A 26,405-nucleotide genomic window follows, 5' to 3' on the forward strand; every position below is an offset into this window, starting at 1 on the left:
TTTCTCTCTCCCACTCACTTACTTTTTCGGTTCTGCTTTTTGGCCAAACTCTTTTTCCCATTTTTCTAAAATTTTGTCGCGATTTTCTGCTGCCCATTTAAAGTCATTCTTTTTATATAACTTTTCTGTCACATCTTTAGGGAATCCATCTGGAAGTTTATAATCATTTTTAATTGTCGCAAATCCATTTTTCTCGAAGTATAACTTCATTACATCATCTGTAATTGCCCAATCTAAAAATGCTTGTGCTAATTTATCATTTTTTGCATTATCTTTTTTAATAAGTGCGTTCGCTTCTACTTCCCAACCTAATCCTTCTTTCGGCAGTACAACTTCAACTGGTGCACCTTTTTGTTTCTCTTTCAAAGCACTATAAACCATTGATACACCAACTGGATATTCACCTGCCCCTGCTAATTTCGCTGGTTTTGAACCTGAATGCGTATAAGTTGCCATATTATCATGAAGTTTCTTCATGTAATCCCAGCCCTTATCTTCTCCCATAATTTGTAGCCATGCAGAAACTGTTAAAAATCCTGTTCCAGAAGAAGCTGGATGCGGCATAACTAGCGTTCCTTTATATTCTGGTTTCGTTAAATCTTCATATGATTCTGGCATCGGTAAATTTTTCTTCTTTAATTCTTCTTTATTTACAGCAATCCCCGTCATAAATGCCGTATTACCTACCCATTTTTCTGGTTGCTTATCATCTTTAAATTGCGGAAGAACACGATCTGCTCCTTTTGGAGAGTATCCTTTTAACATATCTTTTTTATCTAAAGCTAATAGACTAGACGCTGCAGTTCCCCATACAACATCTGCTTGTGTATTTTTTCCTTCAGCTAGCAATTTCGCTGTAATAACTCCAGTTGAATCACGAACAATGTTCAACTTCACGTCTGGGTATTTCTGTTTAAAAGAATCAAGATAAATCGGTACAAGCTCTTCTTCAATCGCTGTGTAAATAGTTAATGATCCAGATAATTTATCATCTTTCACTTTTGCTCCAGCACTTTCTTCTTTCTTTGCACCACACCCCATTAATAACGAAAATACCATTCCAGTTGCTACAGCCTTAAAGATTGTTTTTTTCACTGTCTCTCTCTCCTTTTACAAATCTTATGTACAACTCAAATATAAACAACTAGTGTAAAAGCAGTATTAAACCAACATTAATCTTTTGTTTGTTGTTTGTTTTTGTGTAATACGTTGCTACTTCTATGTTTTTTCTCATTTTTCCGCTAATATCCAACGTGAAATTTACAAATAATTTAAAAAACCTTTATAATCCCACAAAAAAATGAGGCGTTTGTAAAAAACGCCTCATTTTTGTTTACCTTTTTTTGAATTACGATTTGCGTACTTCGCACTATTTTCTCCTTCATACTCTAATGCAAATTCTGCATCTGGTAAGCTTTCTTTCGGAGTTTTATTATTATTAATTGCTGCATTTTGTTTTACTTTTCTTTTTACCAACATACTCACCTGCTCTCACGAAATAACTTTCTATTCTAGTTTGAAACAACTTACAGTAATTATTACTGGGAAGTGTTAACAAGTACAGAAGAGCTTATAGATGGAAATACTACATACGAACAAGCCATTACAAAAAGGAGCGATTACTTTGAAGGAGAAAGAAACGATCCAATCACCAATTTTAGACGAGACGCTCCCGCATCAAATGAATTTCCCATCATTTAAAGGCACAGGAAAACAAATGCAACAACCTTTTATTAATCAATACGATGTTGTAATTGGAGACAGTAAATACGATTCCACTAACAGTCCTCTTAATAACTGGAGTGATGAGGTAGATCCTGCCGTTATGGCTGGAGAAGAATGGATCCATCCTACAAATGATATCGGATGGATCTCAGAAGAAAATCAAGAACTACTAAAAAACGAAGTTGATAACAAAAATGATGCTTTTATGCACCCTCAATTTGGAATTAACGATTAAAAAAACCATTCTACCTAACGTAGGTAGAATGGTTTCATACTATCCAATAATAATTCTCTCTTTCGGATATTTATAGCGAGGTGGTTGTTCTCTTCCACCACTAGCTAATATAAATGTTAAAATACCGACGCGTCCGATAAACATAAGTACAATGAGTACAAGTTTACCAACAGTTGTTAACTCTGGAGTAATACCTGTTGATAGTCCAGTCGTCCCGAAAGCAGAACAAACTTCAACTATTAAACTCATAAGTGGTACGTTTTCCGTAATGGATAAAATAAATAGCGCTGAGGCACATAATAAAATCCCCATTGTCATAACGACAGATGCTTTCAACACGTCCTCTTCATGTAGCTGACGTTTGAAAATACGGACTGTTCTCCCGCCCCTTGCAAATGTATATAGCGATAATATACTAACAGCAAATGTTGTTGTACGTATCCCGCCCCCAACTGAACTTGGAGATGCTCCAATGAACATTAATATACTCATAAATAACAGTGTTGGTTGTGATAATTCACGTATGTCCATTGTAGCGAGTCCACCACTTCGTGTCGTCACAGATTGGAATAATGTATAAAATACAGTTTCATGCCATGACTTTCCTACTAAAAAATGATTTCGTTCTAATAGAAAAATCATAATTGTTCCGACAATAACGAGTGCAAAAAATGTCGTTGTCGTCAATTTTGTAAATAATGAAAAGCGAAATAGTTGTTGTCGCCTTTTACTAAGGAATTGCTTTACTTCCATTAGCACTGGGAAACCGATAGCTCCTAAAATAATAAGCAACATATGAATCATTTGAACAATATAATCTTTTTTGTACGGAATAAGTGATTGTCCTGTTAAATCAAATCCTCCGTTCGTTGTTGCACTCACAGCGGCAAAGAAACCGTGAAAATAAGCTTCTTGCCAAGTCGGGAAATATAGTAAAAATCTTGTACCTAATAGTATTGCTCCAATGAGTTCTATCGAAATAATTACAATTAAAATAGAACGCATCAATTCTACAAGGCCCGATAAATTTCCTTGGTTATGATCTGCCATAATTAACCTTCTTCGCTGCAAACCAATCTTTTTACCCGTTATAATCCAAACGAATGTACCAAGTGCCATAATTCCTAATCCGCCTAATTGTAAAATCAGGGCTAAAACAATAATTCCTGCTGTTGTAAACGTATCTGAAATAGTCACAACAGACAGTCCTGTAACGCTTACAGCACTAACAGATGTAAACAGCGCATCTATAAATGTCCATTTCACGCCAGGCTTCGTAACAAATGGTAAACTAAGTAAAATTACCGATACAACTACCGCTAGTAAATAAAATACAACGATAAGTTGCACGGGACGTAACTTTTGTAAAAACTTTTTTATATCTCTCATTCCATCACTTCGCTACCTTTTTTCTATCGATTAAATAAAGAAAAATCATCACTTTCTTCATTTGTAAATAACTGCTGAAATAATTTCGCAAATACCATTCCATATACAGTTCCATTTCCCCCATACGGCAGTGCGTAATATAAATTATGTATGTTTTTATCTTCTTTCAAAATAGGAAGACCGTCATGACTGCCACCAAATGCTGCTGCCCAATAGTACTCTGCCTGTATATTATTAAGCAGTGGGAACATTTCTTTTACCATGTTAATAAGGAGATCACGCTTATGCAATAATTTCGTGTCGCCGATTTTTTGAATTTTCAGCGCCTCATCTAATCCGCCTACAATAATGCGGTTTTGATACGTTCGATAATACAAATACGGACGTGCTGTTTCCCAAATTAATGATTGCTCATGCCAGCCTTCAAAATGATCTATCTTATTTGTCACAACGGCATAAGACGTTTCTACTATTGTGTTTTTTTCTTTCTTTCCAAAAATCTCTTCATAACCTGTCGCCATAATAATATTCTTTGCTACGATTTTATTTCCTGTATTCGTGTAACAAATTAAATCCTTTTGAACTTGTTTAATATGTAATGCCTCTGTATGTTCATATATAGTAGCGCCCATTTGTTTCGCTTTATGCAAAAGACTATGCGCTAATAAATATGGATTTACTTCTGCATCACCGCTTGTATATAACGCTGCTTGTTTTGCAAATGAATAACGTTTCTTAATATCAGACTCTGTAAAATATTCAACCGGAAATCCATAATGGCGTAACGTATTATATTCTTCTTGTAAAAATGAAATATCCTCATCTCTACTTGCATAATACAAACTATTTCGCGGAATAAAATGGGGATCAATATCGAGAGTTGGTACAACCTTCTCCATTGTTTGCAGCGCTTCATAACAAAGTCTATATGCTCGTACCCCTTTCTCTTCACCAAATGTATGAATAAGAGAGGTTAACGATTTATCATTAACAAATTGTAATAATCCTGTATTTGCAGCTGTGCTACCACATGCAATTGCTCTTTTTTCAATGAGCATAACACGCATTCCAATTTTAGCTAATGAATACGCTATATGAGCACCTGCTTCTCCACTTCCAATTACTAGCACATCACATATCATATCATTTTCTAATGTTGGATAACAAGGTACAGAAACTCCAGCACTCCAAAACAACTTACCAGTCATAAGCTTCATAATTATACTCCTACAATGTATTTTTCTCCTTCCTATGTTTCGTCATTTCCCATAAAAAAATCCAACTAACATACGCTAGTTGGATTTCTTCTCTTTAATTAGAACGCTCTTCAAGCCAATTCCCAACCGTCGGATATGTTTGCTTTACAGCCGTTCCACCATACACGATAGACATATGTCCTGTCGGCAAACATACATACTCTTTATCTGTGCTAGAAATATGATCAAGTAAAGCTTCTACTTGACATGGCAGAGCAATGTGATCACGTTTCGCAGAAATATTTAAGACATTCGCCTTAATATTTGCAAGGTCTACCTTTTGTCCGCGAATAACGAGTTCACCCTTCACTAATTTATTATTTTGATAAAAATCACGAATCCATTGTCTATAAGATTCACCTGGGAACGGAATACCATCGCCTACCCACTTTTGAACTAATTTCCAACTTTCGACGAAGCGCTCATTTTCTGAACGATCGACTAAAGCAACATATGGGCCGACAAAGTTTGTAATTGGTTTTAACATCTTATTTCCGAAATCAATCATTTCTGGCGGAATATTTCCGAATGTATCAACCGCTTTATCTAAATTGAAATATTTCTCATCTAATAAAGGACCGTATAATCCTGTTTCAGAGAAATCAAAAGGACTTGTCATAAAAATCAAGTTACGAATTGGCATGTCCGGATGAAGCGCTGCATAAATAGATGTTAACGTTCCACCCATGCAATAACCAAGTAAAGAAATCTCGTCCGATTTTGCAGTTCTCATTACCTTTTTCACTGCTTTTGCAATATAATCGAACACGAAATCATCAAATTTCAAATGACTATCTTCTAAACCAAATGTGCCCCAATCAAGCATATACACATCAAAACCACGATCTACTAAATATTCCACTAAACTATTACCTGGAGTTAAATCCATAATATACGGTTTATTAATAAGAGCGTATATTAATAAGATTGGAACTCTCTGTGTTTTTTCTTGTTTTGGAATGTAACGATAAAGCTTCGTTTTATTCTTCGTCCAAATAACCTCTTTCGGCGTTAAACCAACTTGTGGTTCTGGTTCGCGTAATAAAACTTCGCTCGCTCTTTTCACACGGCGATATGCTTTACGATATTCTTCTGGGTACAACTCCAATTGCTTTTCCCATTCCGTTACGAATGTAGTCATTTTTTCTATCTCCTTTTTGGTCAATTTCTTTCTAAAAAAAAGAAGTGCATTCCTGCTATGGATATGCACTTTTTTTCTTACTTCATTACATGTATAATCCGCCGTTAATGTTTAATTGCTGACCTGTGATATACGCACCGTCACGGCATAGATATACTACACCTTTTGCAATTTCATCAGCTTGACCAAAACGTTTTTTCGGGATTTTCGCAACGATTTTTTGACGCACTTCTTCTGGTACTTCTGCTACCATTTCAGTATCAATAAATCCTGGGCAAATTGCGTTTACAGTTACATTTGTTCTTGCAAGTTCTAACGCTAATGATTTTGTAAATCCTAACATACCTGCTTTTGCTGCTGAGTAGTTTGTTTGTCCAAATCCACCTGCTTGGCCAATAATAGACGAAATACTAATGATTCTACCTTCTTCTGCTTCCGATATGTATGGAAGTACAGCGCTTGTCGTATTAAATACACTGCTTAAGTTCACGTCAATTACGCGCTCCCAATCTTCACGATTTAACTTTTTGAATGTACGATCTCTTGTAATGCCAGCATTATTAACAAGGATATCAACTTTACCAAAATGATTCACAGCTTCTTCTACAAGTCTGTTTGCATCTTCTACTTTAGAAACATCCGCTTGAACTGCATAAACATCATGTCCTTCTTTTCCTAATTCATTTACTAGGTTTTCAGCTGCTTCTTTACTGCTGTTATAGTTAATAACTACTTTTGCTCCCTCTTCTGCTAATGCTACTGTAATTGCTTTTCCAATTCCTTTTGCCCCACCTGTTACGATTGCTACTTTGCCATTTAATTGAACCATTTCTTTTCCCCCTTAAATGAATTTGTGAACGATTGTTATGAATCATTTTGGTACTCATACTAATTGAGTCCATATATTAATTATGTTTCGTTGTTTATACATGAAAAGAGATTCTCCCTCTCTCTTTTACACGTTATAAACAAACGCAATTATCATTTTTTATTTTCTGGCTTATTTACAGGCTTTACTTCTTCTTTTACAGGTACTTGTAGTTTAGCTAGTACTGCATTTTGCTTTTCTAGCAATTCTAAAATTTGATCAACTTTCGTTTCCAACGTGCGCATATCTTGTTTTACTTTCGTAACATCACGCTTTAATGTAGGAGCTTGTCCTAATGAATCCACTTTCTCTTCTAGAATTTCCTCGATGTTATCAACTTTATTTTCTAAGTTAATAACAAGCGTAGCTACTCTAGCGATATCCTCTCTCGTCGGCACATTCACCTGTTCTAAATAATTTTTTGTCGTATCATTTAATGCTTTTTGATAAAACAAATTCAAATCTAGAACGCTGCCCATCCAAGCAGAATATTCTTCTGTTTTAATTGTTTCATTGAGCGCTTTTCCCCAAAATGTTTCGGTTTGTTCATAAGCATTTTTCCATGCTTGCAATGGATCGAATTTTTGATCAATCACTTCGACTACACTCCCTTTTTCGTTTTTGAAACAATTCAACCTATTCACTATTTTCTAATATTCCGAATAGAAATTCAAGTATATATTTTATTTTTCTTTATTTTCCAACAAATGTATTGACATTAAAAACAGATAGGTGTAAATTGCACTTATAAGCAAAAAATTCCATCTAACTGATTCATGAGGTGATGCACAATCATGCTACATAATGAACCAGAACACCCAGAAAGTTTGGAAAAAAACCAAGCGAAACAACCAAACTCCATGCCAAAAAACTTCTTAGTTCCTTTCTTACTTCTCTGTCTAAAAGACTGGAGTCTTCATGGTTACAAACTTATTCAAATGCTAATGGACATCGGCTTTTCTTCTGTTGACCAAGGTAATGTGTATAGGACACTACGCAAATTAGAAAAAGAAAATCTTATTTCTTCTACTTGGGATACAAGCGAAGGCGGGCCAGCGAAACGAATTTATTCTTTAACAGAATATGGAGAGCAATATTTAACAACATGTGCGACTTCTTTTGAACATTATCAAAATATGTTGCGGACGTTTTTCACGTTATACACCAATGCATTCTTTCCATTTTCTACTTCTCCAGAAAAGGATGAAAAGGGTTCTTCATCTTCACCTGGTGGTACAGCAGAGTAATCTGCGTTCATAATATGTAAAAAAACATTTGGAGGTCACACAATGGAAACTAAGCCATACGAATTAGTCGATGCATTTTGGAAAAACTGGTCTCAATCTCTTTCCCTCTTCTCTTCAGCTGGGAAACAATTAGAGCAACTTACTTTAGAAACGTTAAAACAACAACAAGACGCTTTGCATAAATTAACATCAGGAGTAGATGAACTAGAAAAAGAACTACACCAATTCACTGCTCAGTTCAATAACCAATATACAGACTATGTGAAGCAATTAACTGGAAACTCCTTAAATGATCAAATTAACGAGTGGCAAGAAAAGTGGAATGAGCTTTCTAATCAAATGCACCAACTTACTGTTTCGCCTACGAAAACATCTTTGTCTATTCTTACTCAAACTAGCGGCCAATTTGAAGAAACAACAAAACACTTTATCGAACAACAACAGTCGCAGCGTGAAGAGGTTCAAAAACAGTTAGAAGTTTTTTTGGGAGAGTTCAAGTCCAAACAACTAGAACTCGCAAAGCAGTTCGAGGAAAACTCAAAAAATCTATTTACTTCCATCAAGTAAGAAAAATGTGGCAACTAACTGCAGCACAAACAAAACTCTTTCTTCCTCCTACTACATCAAGATGGCTTACATTTTTCGATATGGAAAAGAAGGAGGACAAAATGAATCCATTTCAAGAAGCACAAACTGTTCCAGAGCTTCGTTACGATGAGATTCAAGTCGGTGATCAAGCATCACTTACAAAAAAAATTACGGATGAGGACGTTATCAATTTTGCAAAATTGACTGGAGATGTAAATCCTATTCACATTCTAGACTCTTTTGCAAAAACGACAATGTTCAAAGAACGTATTGCCCATGGCATGCTCGTTTCAAGTTTTATTTCTACCATTCTTGGAACGAAACTCCCTGGCAAAAATACGATTTATTTATCACAAAACGTTTCATTCCGTGCTCCTGTCAAAATCGGTGATACACTTCGCGTTGTGGCAGAAGTTATTAAAAAGCGGGACGATAAAAAAATCATCACATTGCAAACAAACATATATAATCAATCTGATGATATTGTCGTAGAAGGTACAGCGACAATACTGAAAAAAGAGTAGCAAATTTGCTACTCTTTTTTCTATCCAAGAACTTCTAATCACACCGTTTACTTCCGTGTATGAGTACGTCGTTTACACATAAAATAACATTACCAGATAGCACTTAGCTAAACTGGATTACTCTTTAAGGATGTGTATCAACATGGTGAAAACAAACAAATTACTAGTTCCGGGTGCAGAGCAAGCACTTGAACAATTCAAATATGAAATCGCACAAGAATTCGGTGTAAGCTTAGGATCTAATACAGCTTCTCGTTCTAACGGATCAGTTGGCGGTGAAGTAACGAAACGTCTTGTTGCTTTAGCTCAACAACAATTACGCGGATAACTATATAACCTATGGCTTAGAGGCAGATATTCTCTGCCTCTTTCTTTTTTAACATACATAATAGTGCTTCTTCACATACTAGTAAGAGCAAATCGAAAGGAACGATATGTGAAATGAAACGGATTAACATTAGCATGAGTCCTCCCCGTGTTCTTACTGTATCTTTTATTATGCTATCGATTATCGGTACATGCCTATTGAAATTGCCAATTGCTACAATAACGTCTATTTCATGGCTAGATGCCTTATTTACAACGGTTTCTGCTTGTACGGTTACAGGGCTTGGTGTTGTGGACACTGGTAAAGTATTTACCTTATTTGGCCAATGTGTCATTTTAACACTTATACAAGTTGGCGGGCTTGGCATTATGAGCTTTGCTGTTTTAATCGCAATTATGCTCGGCAGAAAAATCGGCCTTCAAAACCGGATTTTATTACAACAAGCATTAAACCAAACAAATGTCGGCGGGATCATTCGTCTTGCAAAAGCATTATTTTTATTTTCTTTTACTGTAGAATGTATCGCTACTTTATTTCTCTCCTTTGAATGGGTACCAAAATACGGGATTGCCAAAGGGATATATTACAGCTTTTTTCATTCTATCTCAGCCTTTAACAATGCTGGGTTTTCTGTGTGGAGCGATAATTTAATGTCACACTCCCATAGCATTCTCGTCAATCTCGTTATTTCTTCCCTCATTATTTTAGGTGGGATTGGTTTTACAGTTATCGTAGATGTAAAAAGAAAGAAAAACTTTAAAAACCTTACTTTGCACTCAAAGCTTATGCTCTCTTCTACTCTTATCGTCAATATTATTGCTACAGTTTTCATTTTTATATTCGAGTTTCATAATTCAATTTCCATGAGAGGTTTTACACCATTTGAAGAAGGTATGGCTGCTTATTTTCAAGCGATTTCAACGCGTACTGCCGGGTTTAATACTGTTGATATCTCTGCATTATCAAAACCTTCTCTTTTATTAATGATGCTTCTTATGTTTATTGGTGCTGGCAGTGCTTCTACTGGTGGCGGGATTAAGTTAACAACTTTTTTAATTATGTTTTTCGGCGTATTTAAATTTTTGCAAGAACAAGATGATATTGTCGTGTTTAAAAAATCCATTAAAGATGCGCTCATTGTCAAATCATTAACGATTACTATTATTTCAATTTCGTTTATTTTTCTTTCTATTTTAATTTTAAGTATCACTGAGAAAGTTCCTTTATTAATGAGTGCTTTTGAAGTATTTTCAGCATTTGGAACTGTCGGCCTTAGCATGAATTTGACGCCACACTTAACAATCATCGGCAAAACAATTATTATCTTTATGATGTTTTTTGGAAAGATGGGGCCTTTAACATTAGCCTTTTCATTTGCACGTAAAAAACAAAGAAAAATAAAATATCCCAACGAAGATATTTTAACAGGTTGACAACCGTATAAATTATCCATATAATGAGAATACAATAGCATATCTCCAAAGGGGAGTAGCGTCCAAGAACTATTTCTTGGAAACAAAGTCGTCATTACGTAGAACTTAGTTCTTCCGGCTTTGTTGGCATTTTCATTACATATGTCTAGCAAGACCTTTGCCTATCAACGGCAGAGGTCTTTTTTGTTTTCAAATTCCTTCCACCGTTGATACGCAGGAGTATGGGGAAACTAAACAGTGGGGAACTTCTTCACTTGTTTAGTCTTTATAGAAATGAGAGGAGAATGTACATGGATGTATCATTATTATTGGAGTATGGTTGGGTATTACTCATCCTAATTGCACTAGAGGGGATTTTAGCGGCTGATAACGCTCTCGTTCTCGCAATCATGGTAAAACATTTACCAGAAGAAAAACGAAAGAAAGCACTATTTTATGGATTAGCAGGAGCGTTCGTTTTCCGCTTCGGATCACTATTTATGATTTCGTTCCTAGTAGATGTATGGCAAGTGCAAGCAATTGGTGCGATTTATCTTATGTTTATCGCGGGGAATCACTTATTTAAAACGTATGTTAAAAAGAATTCACATGAAGAAACAGAAGAAAAAGAAGCAAAGAAAAAACAAGAGAACTTTTGGTGGACTGTATTTAAAGTCGAAGTTGCTGATATCGCCTTCGCTGTTGATTCAATTTTAGCTGCTGTTGCATTAGCAGTGACTTTACCGAAAACAGGATTAGGTACGATTGGTAGTCTTGATACAGGTCAATTTATCGTTATCTTTACAGGTGGACTTATCGGATTAGTTATAATGCGATTTGCAGCAACTGCTTTCGTACAAATATTAAAACGTAAACCAGGACTTGAAACTGCAGCATTCTTAATTGTAGGTTGGGTTGGTGTGAAATTAGCGATTTATACGCTAGCACACCCTGCTTTAGGTGTCCTTCCGCATTCATTCCCAGAATCTACTCCGTGGAAGCTTACATTCTGGATTGTATTAATTGGAATCGCAGTTGGCGGTTGGTTCTTCTCGAAAGAAGTAGAAGTAAAAGTAGAAAAGAATTTAGACGAAAAAGCGCTGTAATTACAGCGCTTTTTCTTTTTCCCTCGTTTCAATCCCTCTCTATTTTTAGAAAAAATTCCATTATACTCCCTTTTGTAAACGCTTCCTTTTCGGATGTGTGTCCTTTTTGTGAAATATTGAACAAACTTATTGAAAACGAGAACAAATCCATGTACTTTATTCATATAAGGAGTATTTATAGACGATGTACTAAAGGAGCGTATTACTCATGCTAGAACAAGGATTAGATTACGTTGTAAAACTGGCTAAGAGCAAAAAGCAAATGCTAGATACAAATCCAATGCAATATTTCATTCGCGCTGCACTTGCTGGCATTTATATCGGTTTTATTATTGTACTATGTTTTAAATTAGGTAACTTTTTTCATGTTGTTGATTCACCAGCAACATATTTAGCTTCCTCCATGTTTTTCGGAATTGCTCTGATACTTATTATATATGGCGGTGCTGAATTATTTACTGGCAATACAATGTACTTCACAGTGGCAACTTTAAGAAAAGAAACAACTATTTCTGATACACTTCGCAACTGGGTTGCTTGTTATGCAGGTAACTTAGCTGGCGCTTTATTCTTTGCCTTACTATTTTACGCAACTGGCATTTTCGGAGCAATCGATCACGGTCATTTAATGAATACAGTCGTTGAAGGAAAAATGAACACACCTACAATGCAATTATTCTTTAAAGCGATTTTATGTAACTGGCTCGTATGTCTTGCCTGCTTCTTACCTTCTCAAGTAAAAGGTGATACAGCAAAAATATTGATGATAATGATGCTCGTTTTCACATTCTTCTTATCTGGCTATGAGCATAGCATTGCAAACTTATCATTGTTTGCCTTATCTTTAGTTTCACCACATCCTGATACAATTACTTTCGCTGGGGCTATTCATAACTTAATTCCAGTTACAATCGGTAACATTATTGGCGGATCCGTATTTGTCGGTATGGTATATCATTACTTAACAAAGAAAGCACCTGATGTTAAACAAGAGAAAACTGAATTAGTTGCAGCTCAAACGGAGGAAATTATTCCTTTACAAGCACATATGAAACACTAAAAACTCCAAAGTATCACTTATCAAGACTTAAATTATAAAAATCTCTAAAAATAAAGGAAAGCACATATTATACATGACTAATATATGCTCTCCTTTTATTCCATTCAAGCGCCCGATTGTCGAAAATCACCAGACCTTTATTAGCTAGTTAGTTGAAGAAGAATTTGTTCCACAACCCTTAAGTTATTATAATACAAAAAATAAAATTCTCCTCCTGCAATTCCTTCAAATCGGTCAATCTCCACGTCTTTTGAATTCCTTGAAAGTTGCTAAATTTAAGCCGAATAACTACACCATCTCTAGCAAAATAATTAACATATTCTATGCAAGAAAGTTTAGGTAGCTAATAGCATATGTTTTATTGAAAGGGTGTGATTGAATTATGGATCGGCCGAACTGGGGAATTGGAGGATTAGTATTCGTTGGCTGCATGTTTCTTGGTGGAGGAGTGGGATCTATGTTAGGAAATACCCAAACTGGATGGCTAATAGGAATGGGTGCTGGATTTCTTGGGATGGCTTTAACGAGACTGATTAGAAAGTAATATAACATGGGTTCTTCTTCCAGTAAATAAGACGATATGCATTTAAGTAATTACTTACATACGCGCTCTATAAGATGTAGTAATCGTACTTATACAAAGCCACTCTCTAACAGAAAGTGGTTCTTTTTATTTTCGGCTCTTTTAAAATTCATTGTATACATAATAAACTATGTTTAATCTCTGTTTATATAATATACAATGCAAGAAAAAAGAGGATAATACGTCCTCATATTGGACATATTATCCTCTTCTTATTATAGTCTGTTTAAGTTTCACTTTGGAGGTTTTAGCTCCCTACATATTTCAAGGCAATACAAGGATTAATTTCCCCTTCTTCCTTCCCTCTCTCTATTCTCTGTTTCATCTGATGCATACCGATGACATCATTTGTATGAAGGTGAATTTCATTAACATATAGACCTTCTGTACAAAAGACTTCTACAAAATCTAACCCATTCTTTTGCCTCCATCCCATGTTAAAATCAAGAGAGAGGATGTTTACCTTATTACTCCGAACAAATTGTAATGCAGATTCTACTGTAGTTGCCAAAACATATCCGTACGGGCAACTTCTTTGATCATCCATATATACATTCATTTTCTATCTCCTCTCTATTTTGCATATGTGACCAATACATAACATATTGCTCCAAGGCTAATAAAAGGTCCAAACGGAATTGGGGTTCTTATTTTTATATGTTTTAACGCTATACCTATTCCGAAAAAACAAAGACTAAAGCAAGATGCTAAAAATAAAGTTATAAAAACCCCTTTCACTCCCACTATAAATCCGAGTAACGAAAGTAATTTTACATCACCTCCGCCAAGACCATCTGGATAAATCCTTTGCATGCAATATAACAAAATGAATATAGTTCCACTACCAGCTAAACTATCTATCCAAGTAACTAACGGTACAAAAATACATTCTAAAATAAGCAAAAGCGCAAACCAAATTAAAATACGATTAGGTATTAGCATATATACTAAATCTGTAACTGAAATAATAAGAAGTAAAGAAAAGAGCGATAAAGTGATGATGAGCTCTCGTTCTATTCCAATTACATATACAGTAAGAAAAAATAAACTACCTGTAACAAATTCAAATACTATGTACAAACTTGAGATTTTCCTCTTACAATTCGTACAACGCCCTTTTTGTATACAAAATGAAATGATTGGAATCAGTTCTTTCGGCTTTAACGTATACTTGCAGTAATAACAGTACGAACGCGGTGTAATAATAGATTCCCCTACTGGAACTCTCATCGCAATCACCATAAAAAAAGAACCAAACACCATACCCATTAACAATGCATATAAATAAGTGAACATCCCTTCCTCTCCTTTCCAAAAGAACATAACAAAAAAAGGAGAGAACTTCTACTTCATATTATCTTTATTCTATTAAAAAAGCAGGCCGTTTTCCGGCCTGCTTTCCCCTATTTTATACGATGAAATATACTGCTTTTAATGGCCCGTGTACTCCGACAACAAGATTCATTTCAATATCCGCAGAGTTACTTGGTCCTGTAATAAAGTTAATACAAGATGCGACTGCTTCACCTTTTTCCACACGAGAGTTCATATGTTGAACTGCTTGTGTAATGCGAGGTACAAGTGTTTCACGTGGAATAATAGCAAAGTATACAGTCGGTAAAAAGTGTAAAGAACGCCCTTGTCCTTTATGACTTTGTACAACAATCGTACCAGATTCAGCTAATGTATAATCACTAAATGCAATACCGATATTCGCTTTTTCCGCTATACGCATATTCTCTTCTTTTTTCTCAGGATCCCATACATTTACCTCAACATTTTGCTTTGGAAGCTCTTCTTTAAATAAAGAAGTCAATCCATAGGAATCAAAACGTTCATCTGCTGATAATATAATAGGTCCTCCGCCGTTTTCAACGATTACTTTTTGAATATCTTCACGTAAACGGTCGTTTGTCGTTTCCACAACAGTTGTATGAATGTTTGTACATTGATTTTTAAATACTTCTAACAATTCTTCTTGTGAATAATCTTTTAACGTTTCTTCATTCACATTACTTTTCCATGCTGGACGTTCTACGCCTTCTGTTTTACGCGCGCGCCCAAGTTCTTTTGCGATATTATCTAGAAAGGACTCACGGTTTTGAATTAATCCTGTCATTATTTGTCCCCGCCTTTCTTATGATCTTTATACCAATCACGGAATCGTTCTTTACTTGGAGCCGGGAATTCACGAATATCCGTCCAGTTTTTAAGTGGACCAACACCTTTTGATACACGATTGCCAGATGTAAATGGACTCATTGCTGCCGGTGCTATTTTTGATCCCATTTTATATAAAGCTGCTGAAGATGCGCCCATACTAAACATTTTCATTGCTAATTTCTCTGCAAGTGGGGCACGTCCTTCTTGCTCAACGATAACTTGGCGATGTTTTAATAATAAATCATGCAACGGAATTTTCACTGGACAAGCTTCTGTACATGCTCCGCATAAACTAGATGCATAAGGAAGCTCTTTGTAATCGTCATACCCACCTAAAAGTGGTGTTAACACTGCACCAATTGGTCCTGAATAAATAGAACCATATGAATGTCCACCAACGTGACGATACACAGGACATACGTTGACACAAGCAGCACAACGAATACATTGCAATATTGAACGGAATTCCGATCCAAGAATTTGAGAGCGGCCATTATCAACAACGACTAAATGAAACTCTTCTGGTCCATCTACCTCTTCCTCTTGAATTGGTCCTGCTACCGTTACATAACTTGTTAGCTTTTGACCTACTGCACTACGACATAGTAAACCAACTAAAACATCTAATTCTTCCATTGTCGGAACCATACGTTCCATACCCATTACTGCAATTTGTGTTTTCGGAATCGACATAACAAGATCGGCATTACCTTCGTTCGTTACTAAACAAAGAGAGCCCGTATTTGCAACAGCGAAGTTACAACCTGTCACACCAATTTCTGCATCCATAAATTTCTCACGAAGTTGTTTACGAACAAACTTTGTCATTTCGTATGGATCATCAGAATTTTCATATCCAAGTTTTTCTTTAAATACATCACGAATTTGCGTTCTGTTTTTATGAAGTGCAGGCGCAATAATATGTGATGGTGGATCGTTATCTACTTGTAAGATATACTCTCCTAAGTCACTCTCTAACACTTCACAACCAATCTCTTCAAGGGCATGATTCATACTAATTTCTTCAGTTACCATTGATTTTGATTTTACAACTTTCTTCGCTTGTTTCTTTTTTGCAACGTCTTGAATGTACTTTGCTGCATCCTCTTTCGTTTTCGCAAAGTAAACGTGACCGCCTCTTTTTGATACATTTTCACTTAACTGCATTAAGTAATAATCAAGATTTTCTAACGTATGTTGACGAATTTGTTCACCTAGTTCACGCCACTCTTCCCAGTTTCCTAACTCTTCAGCTGCTTTCAATCGATTTGTATATAAACGCGTTTGTGCAGAAGATACTGCTCCGCGCATAAACGAATCTTGAATTCCATCGCCAACGCGATCATTAAATTTTTTCTCACTGATTTTCATAGACATAGCTTATGTTCCCCCTTCATGAGCGACTATTCAAGACCTCAGCAATATGCATTACTTTTACTTCTTTTCCTAAACGCTCAATACGTCCGCCAATGTTTAACAAACACCCACAATCTGCACCGATTAAATAATCAGCACCTGTTTCCATTACACTATCTACTTTTTCATCTACCATTTGCTCAGAAATTGGAGTCATCTTAACTGAAAACGTTCCCCCAAACCCACAACAATTTTGCACGTTTGGCAGTTCTCTCACAGTTAATCCTTTTACGTTTGATAATAAAATTCCTGGTGCCTCTTTTACTCCCAGCAGGCGTGTCATATGACAAGATTTATGAATAGTAGCTATTCCTGGTAAACTTGCACCAACATCTGTAACTTTTAAAACATCTACAATAAATTGTGTGAATTCATATGTTTTATCAGCAACCTTTTGTGCACGTTTAGCCCACTTCGGATCATCTTTAAAAACATGCGGATACTCATGAAACATTGTCGCACAAGAGCCAGATGGCGTAACGATATATTCTGCATCTTCGAAAGTTTCAATCATATGTTTCATCGCTTCTTTTGCTGCTTCTACATGGCCGCTATTATAAGCAGGCTGACCACAACAAACTTGTGCTTCTGGAAATTCAATTTCACAACCTAAACGCTCCAATACTTCAACTGTTGCTTTGCCGACGTTTGTTTCAAACATATCGACTATACAAGTAACAAATAAAGTGACTTTCATAACTATAATTCCCCCTCATTACAACTTCGCCAACAATCATATGGTCATCAGATGACTAAGATTAGAAGAAGTAGGCTCAACCATGGCCTATCCTCTCCCTCTTCTAAAGAAAACGTTTACTTAATCTCCCTCTATTTTATCAGAAAATTAGAAAAATAAAAGATTAAATTACGAATTTATATCGCTTTTACCTGTGACAATATGTTCTACATTTGTTAAATGATTTAGCATTGCTTGCTGCGCTAATTCCACATCTTGCTTTAACACCGCATTATATATAGATTGATGCTCTTCTAAAAGTCGTTCTGATGTTGTTTGTTCACCATATAAAATAATGCGTCTTGATTCACCAATCGTTTCAGCAATCATCTCTGAAACATGATTCATGAGCTCAAGTAAGATGTTATTATGCGAAGATTCTGCAATTCCCATATGAAAATGAAAGTCTGCTTTTTCGCCAGCCTTCTCATCTCCAATGCTCTTTTCCATTTCATCTAACCAATGCTTCATATTTTGCAAATTAGCTTCCGTACGTTTTGCCGCTGCCGCTCGAACTGCCCCCACTTCGAGCACCTTCCGTACTTCTAATAAATTCAAAATATCCTCTTTCTTCATTAATAACTTGTTATTTAGTGATTTTGTTAATGAAGAAGGATCGAAATTCCTTACATATGTACCTTCTCCTTGTTTCATTTCAATTAAGCCCATTGCTCTTAGCGCACTTAGCGCTTCACGAACAGCAGATCTGCCAACTTGAAACTGCTCAGCTAATTGATGAACAGGAAGTAGTTTGTCACCAGGTTTTAACGTACCATTTTTAATCATTGTTAAAATAGCTTCAGATACTTCTTCGTAAATTTTTTTCGGTTTAATAGATTTGTACTCCAGTTAAATCACCTCAGTATCTTCCAAACAACAATTGTCACGTTTTATAAGAACTTAGCATCCATAACTATTTTAGAACGAATTAGTAAGAAGTACAAATGTTTTGTTCATAAAATAGTCAATTTTTTGATATTTGTTTGATATTAATTAATACATTTACGCGTAACTATTTACCTTCAATATGAAGAGCATATTCCAAAAGTTAGAATATGCTCTCCTCATCTTGTGCTTTTAATTTAATAATAATTGTCGTTCCCTTACCTTTTTCACTTTCTATTCTCCACTCACCATCATGTATATGAACAATTTGCCTTACAATTGCAAGACCTAAACCTGTTCCACCGTGTTGACGACTTCTCGCTTTATCTACTCGGTAAAAGCGTTCCCCGAGATTTTCTAAATGCTCTCTATCAATACCTATTCCTGTATCTTTTATGTGCAATTCACAATAATCATCGATTTGCTTTAATGTTATTATGATATCCCCGTTTTGATTTGTATAACGTATCGCATTATCTAACACATTATGAAGTACTTGTTGCATACGATCCTCATCAATCATTACGATAATTTCAGGATTTAAATTCGTTGAAATACGAAGGTTTTTTTCTATAAACTGTAACTCGTACGTATCTAGTACATCTTCAATAAGCTGTGAAAAAACGATAGGTTGTTTCTTTAGGGGAAAGTGTTCACCTTCTAGCTGCGCTAGATCTAATAAATCATGAACGAGGCGCTGCATGCGACCTGCCTCTTTATGAATAAGTTGCGTTACTTTTTCCTGCTGCGGCCCCTTCGCTACACCGTCTAAAATAGCTTCACTATATCCTTTAATATAACTAAGCGGTGTTCTAAGTTCATGCGAAACATTAGCTAAAAATTCCTTACGCTTTACATCTTCTGTTTCTAAAGAATTTGCCATTTTATTAAAAGCTTTTCCCAATCGTCCAATTTCATCTTCTGAAGAAATTGTAATCCGCTCTGAGAAATCTCCAGTAGCCAAATGATTTGCAACTCGTTCCATTTGCGAAAGCGGTCTCGTAATAGCGATAATAATTTTTCTACCAATCCATATTGTAATTAAAATCATTGCAAGTGCTAACGGCGCTAAAATAAGACCCATATCAAATATTAAGTCTTTTATACTTTTTAAAGGAATATAAGAGTATACAATACCAACTAATTTTTTATTATCTAAAACAGGGATGACAACACCCATAATATTACGATCAAAATGTTCTTCATACCCTATCTTTGTCACAGTTTTCCCATCTAATAGCGCCTGTCTATCCCCTTCACTTATAAGAGAATGATGGTGAACATCAAAAGGCAAACATGCGCTTAAATCACGCGGATTGTATACGAAAAGGACATCTGAACTAGATATTTGATCATATGCCCTTACTTTCTCTTCAAAAGTGGATACTCCTTCACGTTTATCATATTGCGTGGCAAGACGTTTCCCTTCCATTACTAATGAATCTTTTAAATTATCAACGTATAACTTTTCATATGAGTATAAAGATACAAAATAAAGAAAGGAAACTGTTACACATACTGCACATACTACTGTAAGCCAAAGCTTTTGTACCATCGTAAACATACGTTACACCTCAAATTTATAACCTACACCCCAAACGGTTTGAATGTAGTTTCCACTTTCTCCTAGCTTTAGACGCATCGTTTTCACATGCGTATCTACCGTTCTTGTACTTCCTGCATAATCATATCCCCACACCTTTTCAAGCAATTGTTCCCGGCTAAATACTTGTCCATTATGTTGGCAAAGAAAATATAGTAAATCGAACTCTTTTACCGTAAGAGGAATCGTCTCACCATTCGTCTCGACCCTCCTACTTTTTTCATTAATAAGAATCGGTCCAAATTGAATCTCTTCTTGCTGTTCTTGCTTTGTATATCGTCTTAAAACAGCTTCCATACGAGCAATTAGTTCCCCAGGACTAAATGGCTTTACAATATAATCATCTGCTCCCATACGTAAGCCGTTCACCCTATTCCACTCTTCACCTTTTGCTGTTAAAAATATAATAGGTACATCCGACGTTTTTCGAATCTCTTTACAAACTGAAAGCCCATCCATCTCAGGCATCATAATGTCTAGTACAACGAAATCGTAATGATCCGTCTCTAATTTTCGAAGTGCCTCTTTTCCATTTTCAGCTTCTCCCCACTCGTATCCGAAGTTATCTAAGTACATTCCGACAAGTTGCCTCATATCACTTTCGTCATCTACGACTAGCACTTTATATTTACTCATTGCCCTTCCCCTTCTCTCTCTATGAGTTGAAACGGTCCTTTACCGACTTTAATTGTTTGTTTTATTTTCATATTCTTCATATCCATTACGCATACTTCATCGCTATCATAACTAGCTACATATCCCTCTGCACCGCTTTTCAAAAATGCAAATGGATTAGATCCTACTTCTGCAAATCCTACCTCTTGATACGTACTTGCATCAAACTTTCTAAGCGTATTTGAACCGTGACTTAGCGCATATACATACTTATCATCCTTTGTTATATTCACAGGCATAAACGGAGCATGTAAAGAACGTATCATCTCTCCGCTCTGTAAAGAATACACTAATACTTTCTCATTCACTTGACTTCCATCACCATGTCCACCAATCCATATTTCTTTCCCATCAGCGCTAACCGTCGCTCCTGTTGATGCTGGCGGAATCATAAAGGACTGTATCACTTCTTTTTTCTTTGTATCAATGGTCGTTAGTTTCGTATCATAAAAGTTGAGTACAGATAACCGGTTATGATGCTCTACCATCGTTATCGGCCCTTTTCCTGTTGAAACACTCCCTGTCTCTTTTCCTTTTATCGTAAAGAACCTTACCTTTTGTTCATTTTGATCGGCAGCAAATAATTGTTTTCCATTATCTGATGCGATAACATTAGCAATTCCTTTTCCAGTCTTATATTTGTCCACTTGTCTTCCTTCTGCTAGTGAATATACATACATATATTCTAATTGCTTACCATAAACGAGTATTTCCTCGCCATTTGGAAGTAGCGTAACCCCCGCAATCGGCTCATTTAATTCCCATGTTGTTAATAGCTTCTTTGTTTTTTTATCAATAAAACTAATACTACCTTCCTTTATATTCGTTGTTATAATAACACTTTTATCTTTAGCAATCGGTGTATACGAACTTCCTTGACACCCTACTAATAGAAATAAAAAACAGAGAAGAAAAACATACTTTCTCAAAAGATTCCCTCCATCTTCGGATGATTTCGTTATAATTGTAAAGTAACAAATAAATGTGTGGAAAATGTGAAATCTTCCTTTATTAATAAACTTACATATATAATGTACAACAAATAGAATTTGAGGTGTGCAAATTATGCTTTTTCCTGATTTAGCGAATAAAATTGTACGTGAAGTACGCAGATTAATTACTGAAAACATTATTATTATTAATATACAAGGCATTATTATCGCAAGTACAGATGCGGAAAGAATCGGTCAATTTCATGAAGGGGCACTCCGCTGTGCGAAACAAAAGAATACTGTCATTATTACAAAAGATGATGAACGACGACTGCAAGGTGTAAAAGCTGGGATGAATCTTCCTTTACTATTCCATGACGAAGTAATCGGCGTGATTGGAATTACAGGAGAACCTGAAAACATTTCACAATACGGAGAAATATTACGTAAGATGACCGAATTATTAATTCATGAAAACTACTTTTTAGAACAACTAGAACTTGAGCACCGTTCTTATGAAGCATTTGTCTTTGATTGGCTTCAAAATACAGACTGGTCTCCAAGTTTTCTCGATCGTGCAAAAACGCTTGGCATTGATTTATGTAAGAAGAAACAACTTATTTTATTATCAATCGCCCAAGATAATACGATGCTCCAGCGTAAAATTTGGCAACATCTGCGCAACATTTTAGCAAAAGAAAATTTATTTGTTCGCTGGGGAAATGATCGGTTTATTTTGTTTACAACAATGCACTCCAAAGAGCAAACCTTTCAATTTTTAAAACGTTTAAAACAAGACTGTGAAACTTTATTTTCTATTACTTTATATATCGGGATTGGACAAACAGTTACGCCAAGCAATATGAACTTATCGTACGAACAAGCACTACGCGCCCTTTCAGTATCACTTGAAACGAAAAAAATTGTATTTAATGAAGATTTACGTTTAGAAATGTGCTTACAAGATATTTCTACTGAAACCCGGGAACAGTTTCTAGAGCGTACTATTGAAAACTTAGTATCATCTCCTGAGCTTATGCACACTCTACGTTTATTTATCGATTATAACCAATCTTATAAGCAAACAGCTGAGCAATTACATATACACATTAACACACTGCATTACAGACTAAAAAAGATTGAAGAACATACAGGACTTGACCCGAAACAATTCAAAGATTTAAATGTTTTATACTTCGCACTCCTCTTATTAGATAATCATACAAAAAATAACGATAAAATAGATTAATCTTTAGATGATTGTATATAGAAAGAATCCCCCTACTTTTTTATCATTATAATGAAAGCACTGTTACAACGTTTTTTATTATTACTAAATACGTTAACAGTTTGAGGGGGATTTCCAATGTTAGAAAAGCAAATTATTGATTCATTCGTATCTATTGTTGGCGAAGATAATATAGATACATCCAATATGGGGCGTTTAACTTATAGTTATGATGCCACTCCAAACTTCCAAGCGATGCCTGATGCAGTCATTGCTCCTCGTAATACAAATGAAGTAGCCGACGTGTTAAAAGTGTGTAACACTCATAAAATCCCGGTATATGTTCGCGGGTCTGGAACAAATCTTTGCGCTGGTACGTGTCCACTTGAAGGTGGTATCGTCCTTATTTTCCGCCATATGAACAATATTTTAGAAATTGACGAAGAGAATTTAACAATTACTGTACAAGCTGGTGTTATTACACTTGATATTATTAAAGCAGTAGAAGAAAAAGGTTTATTTTATCCACCAGATCCAAGCTCTATGAAAATTTCTACAATCGGCGGTAACATTAATGAAAACTCCGGCGGATTACGGGGTTTAAAATATGGCGTAACACGTGATTATGTAATGGGGCTTGAAATTGTCTTACCGAACGGCGATATCATTCGCACTGGCGGTAAATTAGCAAAAGATGTAGCTGGTTATGATTTAACTCGTTTATTTATTGGTTCTGAAGGAACACTTGGTGTTGTTACGGAAGCTATATTAAAACTTGTCCCTATGCCTGAAACGAAGAAAACGATGCTTGCGCTATATGAAGATATTAACGAAGCTGCTCGAGCTGTTTCTGCTATTATTGCAAATAAAATTATTCCAGCGACACTTGAGTTTTTAGACCAACCAACAATTGAAGTTGTAGAAGAGTTTGCACAAATCGGTTTACCAACTGACGTTAAAGCAATTTTATTAATTGAACAAGACGGCCCGCCCGAGGTTGTCAATCGAGATATCGAAAAAATGGCTAACGTTTGCCGTGCTATGAATGCGGTCGATGTTCGCGTTGCAAAAGATGAAGCCGAAGCAGATGCGCTTCGTACAGCACGCCGTAGTGCACTATCAGCACTTGCAAGACTAAAACCGACAACAATATTAGAGGATGCAACTGTACCACGTTCACAAATCGCTCCAATGGTTGAAGCAATTAATGCAATTGCAAAGAAATATAATATTCCTATTTGTACTTTTGGTCATGCTGGTGATGGTAATTTGCACCCAACTTGTATGACAGATGCCCGTAATGAAGAAGAAATGCACCGTGCTGAACAAGCTTTTGCTGAAATATTTGCAAAAGCGATTGAGCTTGGTGGTACGATTACTGGTGAACATGGTGTTGGCGCGATGAAAGCTCCGTATTTAGAAATGAAATTAGGTAAAGAAGGTATCGCTGCTATGCAAGGGATTAAACAAGCCTTCGATCCAAACAACATTATGAATCCTGGAAAGATGTTCGCGAAAGACTCTCGTAAAAGAGTGGTGGTTGAGCGATGACCACATTAAATAAAGAAAACATTCAAAAGGAATTTAAAGAACGATTAAGTGAAGATGAACTATTAAATTGTATGCGATGCGGTTTTTGTTTACCGACTTGTCCTACTTACATTCAATCTGGATATAAAGAATCACATTCGCCGCGCGGGCGTATCGCATTAATGAAAGCCGTCGCTGATGGTTTAATTGAGCCAGATGAAGATGTTGAAAATACATTAAATGTTTGCCTAGGCTGCCGTGCTTGTGAACCTGTTTGTCCGTCTGGTGTGAATTATGGACATTTATTAGAAGAAGCTCGTGATATTATTAATCAAAATAAAAAATTCTCAGTGCCCGTGAGAGCTGTTCGTAAAGTCGTTTTTGAAGGACTATTCCCGCATCAAAACCGAATGAGAACATTAACAGGGCTAATCGGATTTTACCAGCGTTCTGGTTTACAAACGCTAACACATAAAACTGGTATTATGAAGTTATTCCCTGAAACACTTGCAACGATAGATCTCGTTTTGCCAAAAGTCCCTAAAATGAAAGCAATGAAAGATCGTCCTGAATTTTTACCTGCTGAGGTGGCAAAGAAGAAACAAGTTGCATTCTTCACAGGTTGTTTAATGGATACGATGTTTTTAGAAACAAATAACGCAACGATGAAACTTCTTCAGTTAGCTGGTTGTGATATCGTTATTCCGAAAACACAAAGTTGCTGCGGGGCATTACATGGGCATGCTGGTGAAAAGAGTGGAGCAAAAGAATTAGCAAAACGAAATATAAAAGCATTCGAAGATTTAAACATCGATTATATTATTACGAATGCAGGTGGTTGCGGAGCTTACCTCGTAGACTATGATTACCTTTTAAAGGATGATCCAGAATGGGCTGAGCGCGCAAAGCAATTTGTTTCTAAAATTAAAGATATTACTGCTATACTAGTAGAACTAGATTTCCATAAACGTACTGACTTACGACTCACGCCGCAAATCATTACGTATCAAGACTCTTGTCATTTACGCAATGTTATGCGAACATCTTCTGCACCTCGTATGTTACTAGAAGCCATCCAAGGTGCAACATATCGCGAAATGAAAGATGCGGACCGTTGCTGTGGTTCTGCTGGTATTTACAATATTGTTCACTCAGAGTTATCAATGGAATTTCTAGATTATAAAATGGACCGTGTGCATGAAACAGACGCGGCGACAATTGTTACTGCAAATCCAGGTTGTCTATTACAAATGAAACTAGGTATTGAACGAGAAGATCTTTCTCATAAAATGAGAGGAATTCACATTGTAGATTTATTATTAGAAGCAATTGAAACCAACTCGTAATAACTCGTAACATACGTAATAATAGGAAAACGGCTATCTCCTTCGTCTATGTAAAGAGATAGCCGCTTTTTTGTCTGCTACAACATTAAAAATATGTTACTTTATTATAAAAAAGAACAACAGAAACATTACAGTTTTGTAAAAATCAATCCAGTATATTCCTCAAAAAAATGTTTAAACCATTGATACAATAGGATTCTTTATTTTCCATTTAGGTAAATCTATCCAAAAACACTCTCTTAAAACCAAGTATAAAAATGCTAAAAATTCCTTTTATACTCTATGTTTCTCTTATTTCTTCCCTTTTCTTCTCTTAGGATAAATTAGGTAATTTCAAAGTCTATGAATTTTTTTCCATCTTTTTTCTTGTAAATTGTATGCTACGATGGATTTGTCAGTCAGACAGGCTGTCAAAAACAAATCGTGTGA

Annotated in this window: 28 protein-coding genes and 1 riboswitch; of the genes, 12 read left to right on the plus strand and 16 right to left on the minus strand. The window is 35.8% G+C overall.

Annotation, left to right across the window (positions count from 1 at the left end):
* Positions 1 to 18 precede the first annotated feature (18 nt).
* Together JTF23_RS16235 and JTF23_RS16240 are read right to left on the minus strand one after the other, a co-directional pair.
* Positions 19 to 1,095: a putative 2-aminoethylphosphonate ABC transporter substrate-binding protein gene (locus JTF23_RS16235; RefSeq protein ID WP_002201253.1), complete on the minus strand. Its 1,077-nt coding sequence runs from the start codon at positions 1,093 to 1,095 to the stop codon at positions 19 to 21.
* A gap of 228 nt (positions 1,096 to 1,323) precedes the next feature.
* Positions 1,324 to 1,479, minus strand: a complete 156-nt coding sequence (locus JTF23_RS16240) for a hypothetical protein (protein ID WP_002011566.1) — start codon at positions 1,477 to 1,479, stop codon at positions 1,324 to 1,326.
* Positions 1,480 to 1,576: 97 nt separating this feature from the next.
* Here JTF23_RS16240 and JTF23_RS16245 point away from each other — a divergent pair, with 97 nt between their 5' ends.
* On the plus strand, positions 1,577 to 1,960 hold the full coding sequence (locus JTF23_RS16245) for a DUF3905 domain-containing protein (RefSeq protein WP_199715339.1): 384 nt from the start codon (positions 1,577 to 1,579) through the stop codon (positions 1,958 to 1,960).
* Positions 1,961 to 1,999: 39 nt separating this feature from the next.
* Here the strand turns inward: JTF23_RS16245 and JTF23_RS16250 are convergent, their stop codons facing one another.
* The 5 genes from JTF23_RS16250 to phaR all read right to left on the minus strand — a co-directional run bounded on the left by JTF23_RS16250 (position 2,000) and on the right by phaR (position 7,210).
* A complete protein-coding gene (locus JTF23_RS16250) occupies positions 2,000 to 3,349 on the minus strand; it encodes a TrkH family potassium uptake protein (RefSeq protein WP_088098837.1) in 1,350 nt (449 codons plus the stop codon).
* Between the two features lie 23 nt (positions 3,350 to 3,372).
* Complete coding sequence (locus tag JTF23_RS16255) at positions 3,373 to 4,566, minus strand: NAD(P)/FAD-dependent oxidoreductase (protein ID WP_199715337.1); 1,194 nt, start codon at positions 4,564 to 4,566, stop codon at positions 3,373 to 3,375.
* Positions 4,567 to 4,660: 94 nt separating this feature from the next.
* Positions 4,661 to 5,746, minus strand: a complete 1,086-nt coding sequence (gene phaC, locus JTF23_RS16260; protein ID WP_002011573.1) for a class III poly(R)-hydroxyalkanoic acid synthase subunit PhaC — start codon at positions 5,744 to 5,746, stop codon at positions 4,661 to 4,663.
* Between the two features lie 85 nt (positions 5,747 to 5,831).
* Positions 5,832 to 6,575 (minus strand): acetoacetyl-CoA reductase, encoded by a 744-nt coding sequence (locus JTF23_RS16265; RefSeq protein WP_000250406.1) that lies wholly within the window; start codon positions 6,573 to 6,575, stop codon positions 5,832 to 5,834.
* A gap of 152 nt (positions 6,576 to 6,727) precedes the next feature.
* Entirely contained in the window at positions 6,728 to 7,210 is a 483-nt protein-coding gene (gene phaR, locus JTF23_RS16270; RefSeq protein ID WP_000566956.1) for a polyhydroxyalkanoic acid synthase subunit PhaR, read from the minus strand.
* A 198-nt stretch (positions 7,211 to 7,408) separates the two neighbouring features.
* Between phaR and phaQ the strand changes: the two genes are divergently transcribed.
* The 8 genes from phaQ to JTF23_RS16310 all read left to right on the plus strand — a co-directional run bounded on the left by phaQ (position 7,409) and on the right by JTF23_RS16310 (position 13,423).
* Entirely contained in the window at positions 7,409 to 7,861 is a 453-nt protein-coding gene (gene phaQ / locus JTF23_RS16275) for a poly-beta-hydroxybutyrate-responsive repressor (protein WP_204209168.1), read from the plus strand.
* A gap of 42 nt (positions 7,862 to 7,903) precedes the next feature.
* Positions 7,904 to 8,428, plus strand: a complete 525-nt coding sequence (gene phaP / locus JTF23_RS16280; protein ID WP_002011575.1) for a polyhydroxyalkanoic acid inclusion protein PhaP — start codon at positions 7,904 to 7,906, stop codon at positions 8,426 to 8,428.
* 101 nt (positions 8,429 to 8,529) lie between these two features.
* Complete coding sequence (locus tag JTF23_RS16285) at positions 8,530 to 8,973, plus strand: MaoC family dehydratase (protein ID WP_001067911.1); 444 nt, start codon at positions 8,530 to 8,532, stop codon at positions 8,971 to 8,973.
* A 142-nt stretch (positions 8,974 to 9,115) separates the two neighbouring features.
* Positions 9,116 to 9,301, plus strand: a complete 186-nt coding sequence (locus JTF23_RS16290) for an alpha/beta-type small acid-soluble spore protein (RefSeq protein WP_000241212.1) — start codon at positions 9,116 to 9,118, stop codon at positions 9,299 to 9,301.
* 113 nt (positions 9,302 to 9,414) lie between these two features.
* The gene (locus JTF23_RS16295) at positions 9,415 to 10,734 is read left to right on the plus strand and encodes a TrkH family potassium uptake protein (RefSeq protein WP_204209169.1); all 1,320 of its coding nucleotides are present in this window, start codon (positions 9,415 to 9,417) and stop codon (positions 10,732 to 10,734) included.
* Positions 10,735 to 10,772: 38 nt separating this feature from the next.
* Positions 10,773 to 10,945: riboswitch (yybP-ykoY riboswitch) on the plus strand.
* Positions 10,946 to 11,024: 79 nt separating this feature from the next.
* Entirely contained in the window at positions 11,025 to 11,819 is a 795-nt protein-coding gene (locus JTF23_RS16300; protein ID WP_002158752.1) for a TerC family protein, read from the plus strand.
* Positions 11,820 to 12,027: 208 nt separating this feature from the next.
* Positions 12,028 to 12,879: a formate/nitrite transporter family protein gene (locus tag JTF23_RS16305; RefSeq protein WP_204209170.1), complete on the plus strand. Its 852-nt coding sequence runs from the start codon at positions 12,028 to 12,030 to the stop codon at positions 12,877 to 12,879.
* Positions 12,880 to 13,261: 382 nt separating this feature from the next.
* Positions 13,262 to 13,423: a hypothetical protein gene (locus tag JTF23_RS16310; RefSeq protein ID WP_016100337.1), complete on the plus strand. Its 162-nt coding sequence runs from the start codon at positions 13,262 to 13,264 to the stop codon at positions 13,421 to 13,423.
* A gap of 286 nt (positions 13,424 to 13,709) precedes the next feature.
* On the opposite strand, the gene JTF23_RS16315 is transcribed toward JTF23_RS16310, so the two are convergent.
* From JTF23_RS16315 to JTF23_RS16355, 9 genes are all read right to left on the minus strand, one after another.
* Complete coding sequence (locus JTF23_RS16315) at positions 13,710 to 14,021, minus strand: cyclic-phosphate processing receiver domain-containing protein (RefSeq protein ID WP_002158754.1); 312 nt, start codon at positions 14,019 to 14,021, stop codon at positions 13,710 to 13,712.
* 14 nt (positions 14,022 to 14,035) lie between these two features.
* Positions 14,036 to 14,758 carry a prepilin peptidase gene (locus JTF23_RS16320; RefSeq protein ID WP_204209171.1) on the minus strand — a complete coding sequence of 241 codons (723 nt, stop codon included), beginning with the start codon at positions 14,756 to 14,758 and terminating at the stop codon, positions 14,036 to 14,038.
* A gap of 112 nt (positions 14,759 to 14,870) precedes the next feature.
* Complete coding sequence (locus JTF23_RS16325) at positions 14,871 to 15,581, minus strand: LutC/YkgG family protein (RefSeq protein ID WP_078173265.1); 711 nt, start codon at positions 15,579 to 15,581, stop codon at positions 14,871 to 14,873.
* On the minus strand, positions 15,581 to 17,002 hold the full coding sequence (locus JTF23_RS16330; protein WP_002158757.1) for a LutB/LldF family L-lactate oxidation iron-sulfur protein: 1,422 nt from the start codon (positions 17,000 to 17,002) through the stop codon (positions 15,581 to 15,583). Before JTF23_RS16330 ends, JTF23_RS16325 begins: the two co-directional genes overlap by 1 nt.
* A gap of 16 nt (positions 17,003 to 17,018) precedes the next feature.
* On the minus strand, positions 17,019 to 17,738 hold the full coding sequence (locus JTF23_RS16335) for a (Fe-S)-binding protein (RefSeq protein WP_002149679.1): 720 nt from the start codon (positions 17,736 to 17,738) through the stop codon (positions 17,019 to 17,021).
* A 168-nt stretch (positions 17,739 to 17,906) separates the two neighbouring features.
* The gene (locus JTF23_RS16340; protein WP_256859806.1) at positions 17,907 to 18,596 is read right to left on the minus strand and encodes a FadR/GntR family transcriptional regulator; all 690 of its coding nucleotides are present in this window, start codon (positions 18,594 to 18,596) and stop codon (positions 17,907 to 17,909) included.
* Positions 18,597 to 18,825: 229 nt separating this feature from the next.
* Positions 18,826 to 20,226 (minus strand): sensor histidine kinase, encoded by a 1,401-nt coding sequence (locus JTF23_RS16345; RefSeq protein ID WP_204209172.1) that lies wholly within the window; start codon positions 20,224 to 20,226, stop codon positions 18,826 to 18,828.
* Between the two features lie 3 nt (positions 20,227 to 20,229).
* Positions 20,230 to 20,901: a response regulator transcription factor gene (locus JTF23_RS16350; RefSeq protein ID WP_002158760.1), complete on the minus strand. Its 672-nt coding sequence runs from the start codon at positions 20,899 to 20,901 to the stop codon at positions 20,230 to 20,232.
* Positions 20,898 to 21,869, minus strand: a complete 972-nt coding sequence (locus JTF23_RS16355) for a YncE family protein (RefSeq protein WP_204209173.1) — start codon at positions 21,867 to 21,869, stop codon at positions 20,898 to 20,900. The genes JTF23_RS16350 and JTF23_RS16355 overlap by 4 nt, the downstream gene beginning before the upstream one ends.
* Positions 21,870 to 22,005: 136 nt before the next feature.
* On the opposite strand from JTF23_RS16355, the gene JTF23_RS16360 reads away from it, so the two are divergent.
* The 3 genes from JTF23_RS16360 to JTF23_RS16370 all read left to right on the plus strand — a co-directional run bounded on the left by JTF23_RS16360 (position 22,006) and on the right by JTF23_RS16370 (position 25,976).
* On the plus strand, positions 22,006 to 23,121 hold the full coding sequence (locus JTF23_RS16360) for a CdaR family transcriptional regulator (RefSeq protein ID WP_204209174.1): 1,116 nt from the start codon (positions 22,006 to 22,008) through the stop codon (positions 23,119 to 23,121).
* Positions 23,122 to 23,238: 117 nt separating this feature from the next.
* Positions 23,239 to 24,651, plus strand: coding sequence for a glycolate oxidase subunit GlcD (gene glcD / locus JTF23_RS16365; protein WP_204209175.1), 1,413 nt, complete (start codon positions 23,239 to 23,241; stop codon positions 24,649 to 24,651).
* Positions 24,648 to 25,976 (plus strand): (Fe-S)-binding protein, encoded by a 1,329-nt coding sequence (locus JTF23_RS16370; RefSeq protein WP_204209176.1) that lies wholly within the window; start codon positions 24,648 to 24,650, stop codon positions 25,974 to 25,976. Before glcD ends, JTF23_RS16370 begins: the two co-directional genes overlap by 4 nt.
* The last annotated feature ends 429 nt before the right edge of the window (positions 25,977 to 26,405 follow it).

It is taken from the genome of Bacillus sp. RIT 809 (assembly GCF_016892495.1).
Classification (GTDB): domain Bacteria; phylum Bacillota; class Bacilli; order Bacillales; family Bacillaceae_G; genus Bacillus_A; species Bacillus_A cereus_U.

Excerpts from the sequence above, each read along its gene's own strand:
- JTF23_RS16240 (WP_002011566.1), bottom strand. The coding sequence starts at position 1,479 with ATGTTGGTAAAAAGAAAAGTAAAACAAAATGCAGCAATTAATAATAAT.
- JTF23_RS16245 (WP_199715339.1), top strand. The coding sequence starts at position 1,577 with ATGGAAATACTACATACGAACAAGCCATTACAAAAAGGAGCGATTACT.
- JTF23_RS16250 (WP_088098837.1), bottom strand. The coding sequence starts at position 3,349 with ATGAGAGATATAAAAAAGTTTTTACAAAAGTTACGTCCCGTGCAACTT.
- JTF23_RS16255 (WP_199715337.1), bottom strand. The coding sequence starts at position 4,566 with ATGAAGCTTATGACTGGTAAGTTGTTTTGGAGTGCTGGAGTTTCTGTA.
- phaC (WP_002011573.1), bottom strand. The coding sequence starts at position 5,746 with ATGACTACATTCGTAACGGAATGGGAAAAGCAATTGGAGTTGTACCCA.
- JTF23_RS16265 (WP_000250406.1), bottom strand. The coding sequence starts at position 6,575 with ATGGTTCAATTAAATGGCAAAGTAGCAATCGTAACAGGTGGGGCAAAA.
- phaQ (WP_204209168.1), top strand. The coding sequence starts at position 7,409 with ATGCTACATAATGAACCAGAACACCCAGAAAGTTTGGAAAAAAACCAA.
- phaP (WP_002011575.1), top strand. The coding sequence starts at position 7,904 with ATGGAAACTAAGCCATACGAATTAGTCGATGCATTTTGGAAAAACTGG.
- JTF23_RS16285 (WP_001067911.1), top strand. The coding sequence starts at position 8,530 with ATGAATCCATTTCAAGAAGCACAAACTGTTCCAGAGCTTCGTTACGAT.
- JTF23_RS16290 (WP_000241212.1), top strand. The coding sequence starts at position 9,116 with ATGGTGAAAACAAACAAATTACTAGTTCCGGGTGCAGAGCAAGCACTT.
- JTF23_RS16295 (WP_204209169.1), top strand. The coding sequence starts at position 9,415 with ATGAAACGGATTAACATTAGCATGAGTCCTCCCCGTGTTCTTACTGTA.
- JTF23_RS16300 (WP_002158752.1), top strand. The coding sequence starts at position 11,025 with ATGGATGTATCATTATTATTGGAGTATGGTTGGGTATTACTCATCCTA.
- JTF23_RS16305 (WP_204209170.1), top strand. The coding sequence starts at position 12,028 with ATGCTAGAACAAGGATTAGATTACGTTGTAAAACTGGCTAAGAGCAAA.
- JTF23_RS16310 (WP_016100337.1), top strand. The coding sequence starts at position 13,262 with ATGGATCGGCCGAACTGGGGAATTGGAGGATTAGTATTCGTTGGCTGC.
- JTF23_RS16315 (WP_002158754.1), bottom strand. The coding sequence starts at position 14,021 with ATGAATGTATATATGGATGATCAAAGAAGTTGCCCGTACGGATATGTT.
- JTF23_RS16320 (WP_204209171.1), bottom strand. The coding sequence starts at position 14,758 with ATGTTCACTTATTTATATGCATTGTTAATGGGTATGGTGTTTGGTTCT.
- JTF23_RS16325 (WP_078173265.1), bottom strand. The coding sequence starts at position 15,581 with ATGACAGGATTAATTCAAAACCGTGAGTCCTTTCTAGATAATATCGCA.
- JTF23_RS16330 (WP_002158757.1), bottom strand. The coding sequence starts at position 17,002 with ATGTCTATGAAAATCAGTGAGAAAAAATTTAATGATCGCGTTGGCGAT.
- JTF23_RS16335 (WP_002149679.1), bottom strand. The coding sequence starts at position 17,738 with ATGAAAGTCACTTTATTTGTTACTTGTATAGTCGATATGTTTGAAACA.
- JTF23_RS16345 (WP_204209172.1), bottom strand. The coding sequence starts at position 20,226 with ATGTTTACGATGGTACAAAAGCTTTGGCTTACAGTAGTATGTGCAGTA.
- JTF23_RS16350 (WP_002158760.1), bottom strand. The coding sequence starts at position 20,901 with ATGAGTAAATATAAAGTGCTAGTCGTAGATGACGAAAGTGATATGAGG.
- JTF23_RS16360 (WP_204209174.1), top strand. The coding sequence starts at position 22,006 with ATGCTTTTTCCTGATTTAGCGAATAAAATTGTACGTGAAGTACGCAGA.
- glcD (WP_204209175.1), top strand. The coding sequence starts at position 23,239 with ATGTTAGAAAAGCAAATTATTGATTCATTCGTATCTATTGTTGGCGAA.
- JTF23_RS16370 (WP_204209176.1), top strand. The coding sequence starts at position 24,648 with ATGACCACATTAAATAAAGAAAACATTCAAAAGGAATTTAAAGAACGA.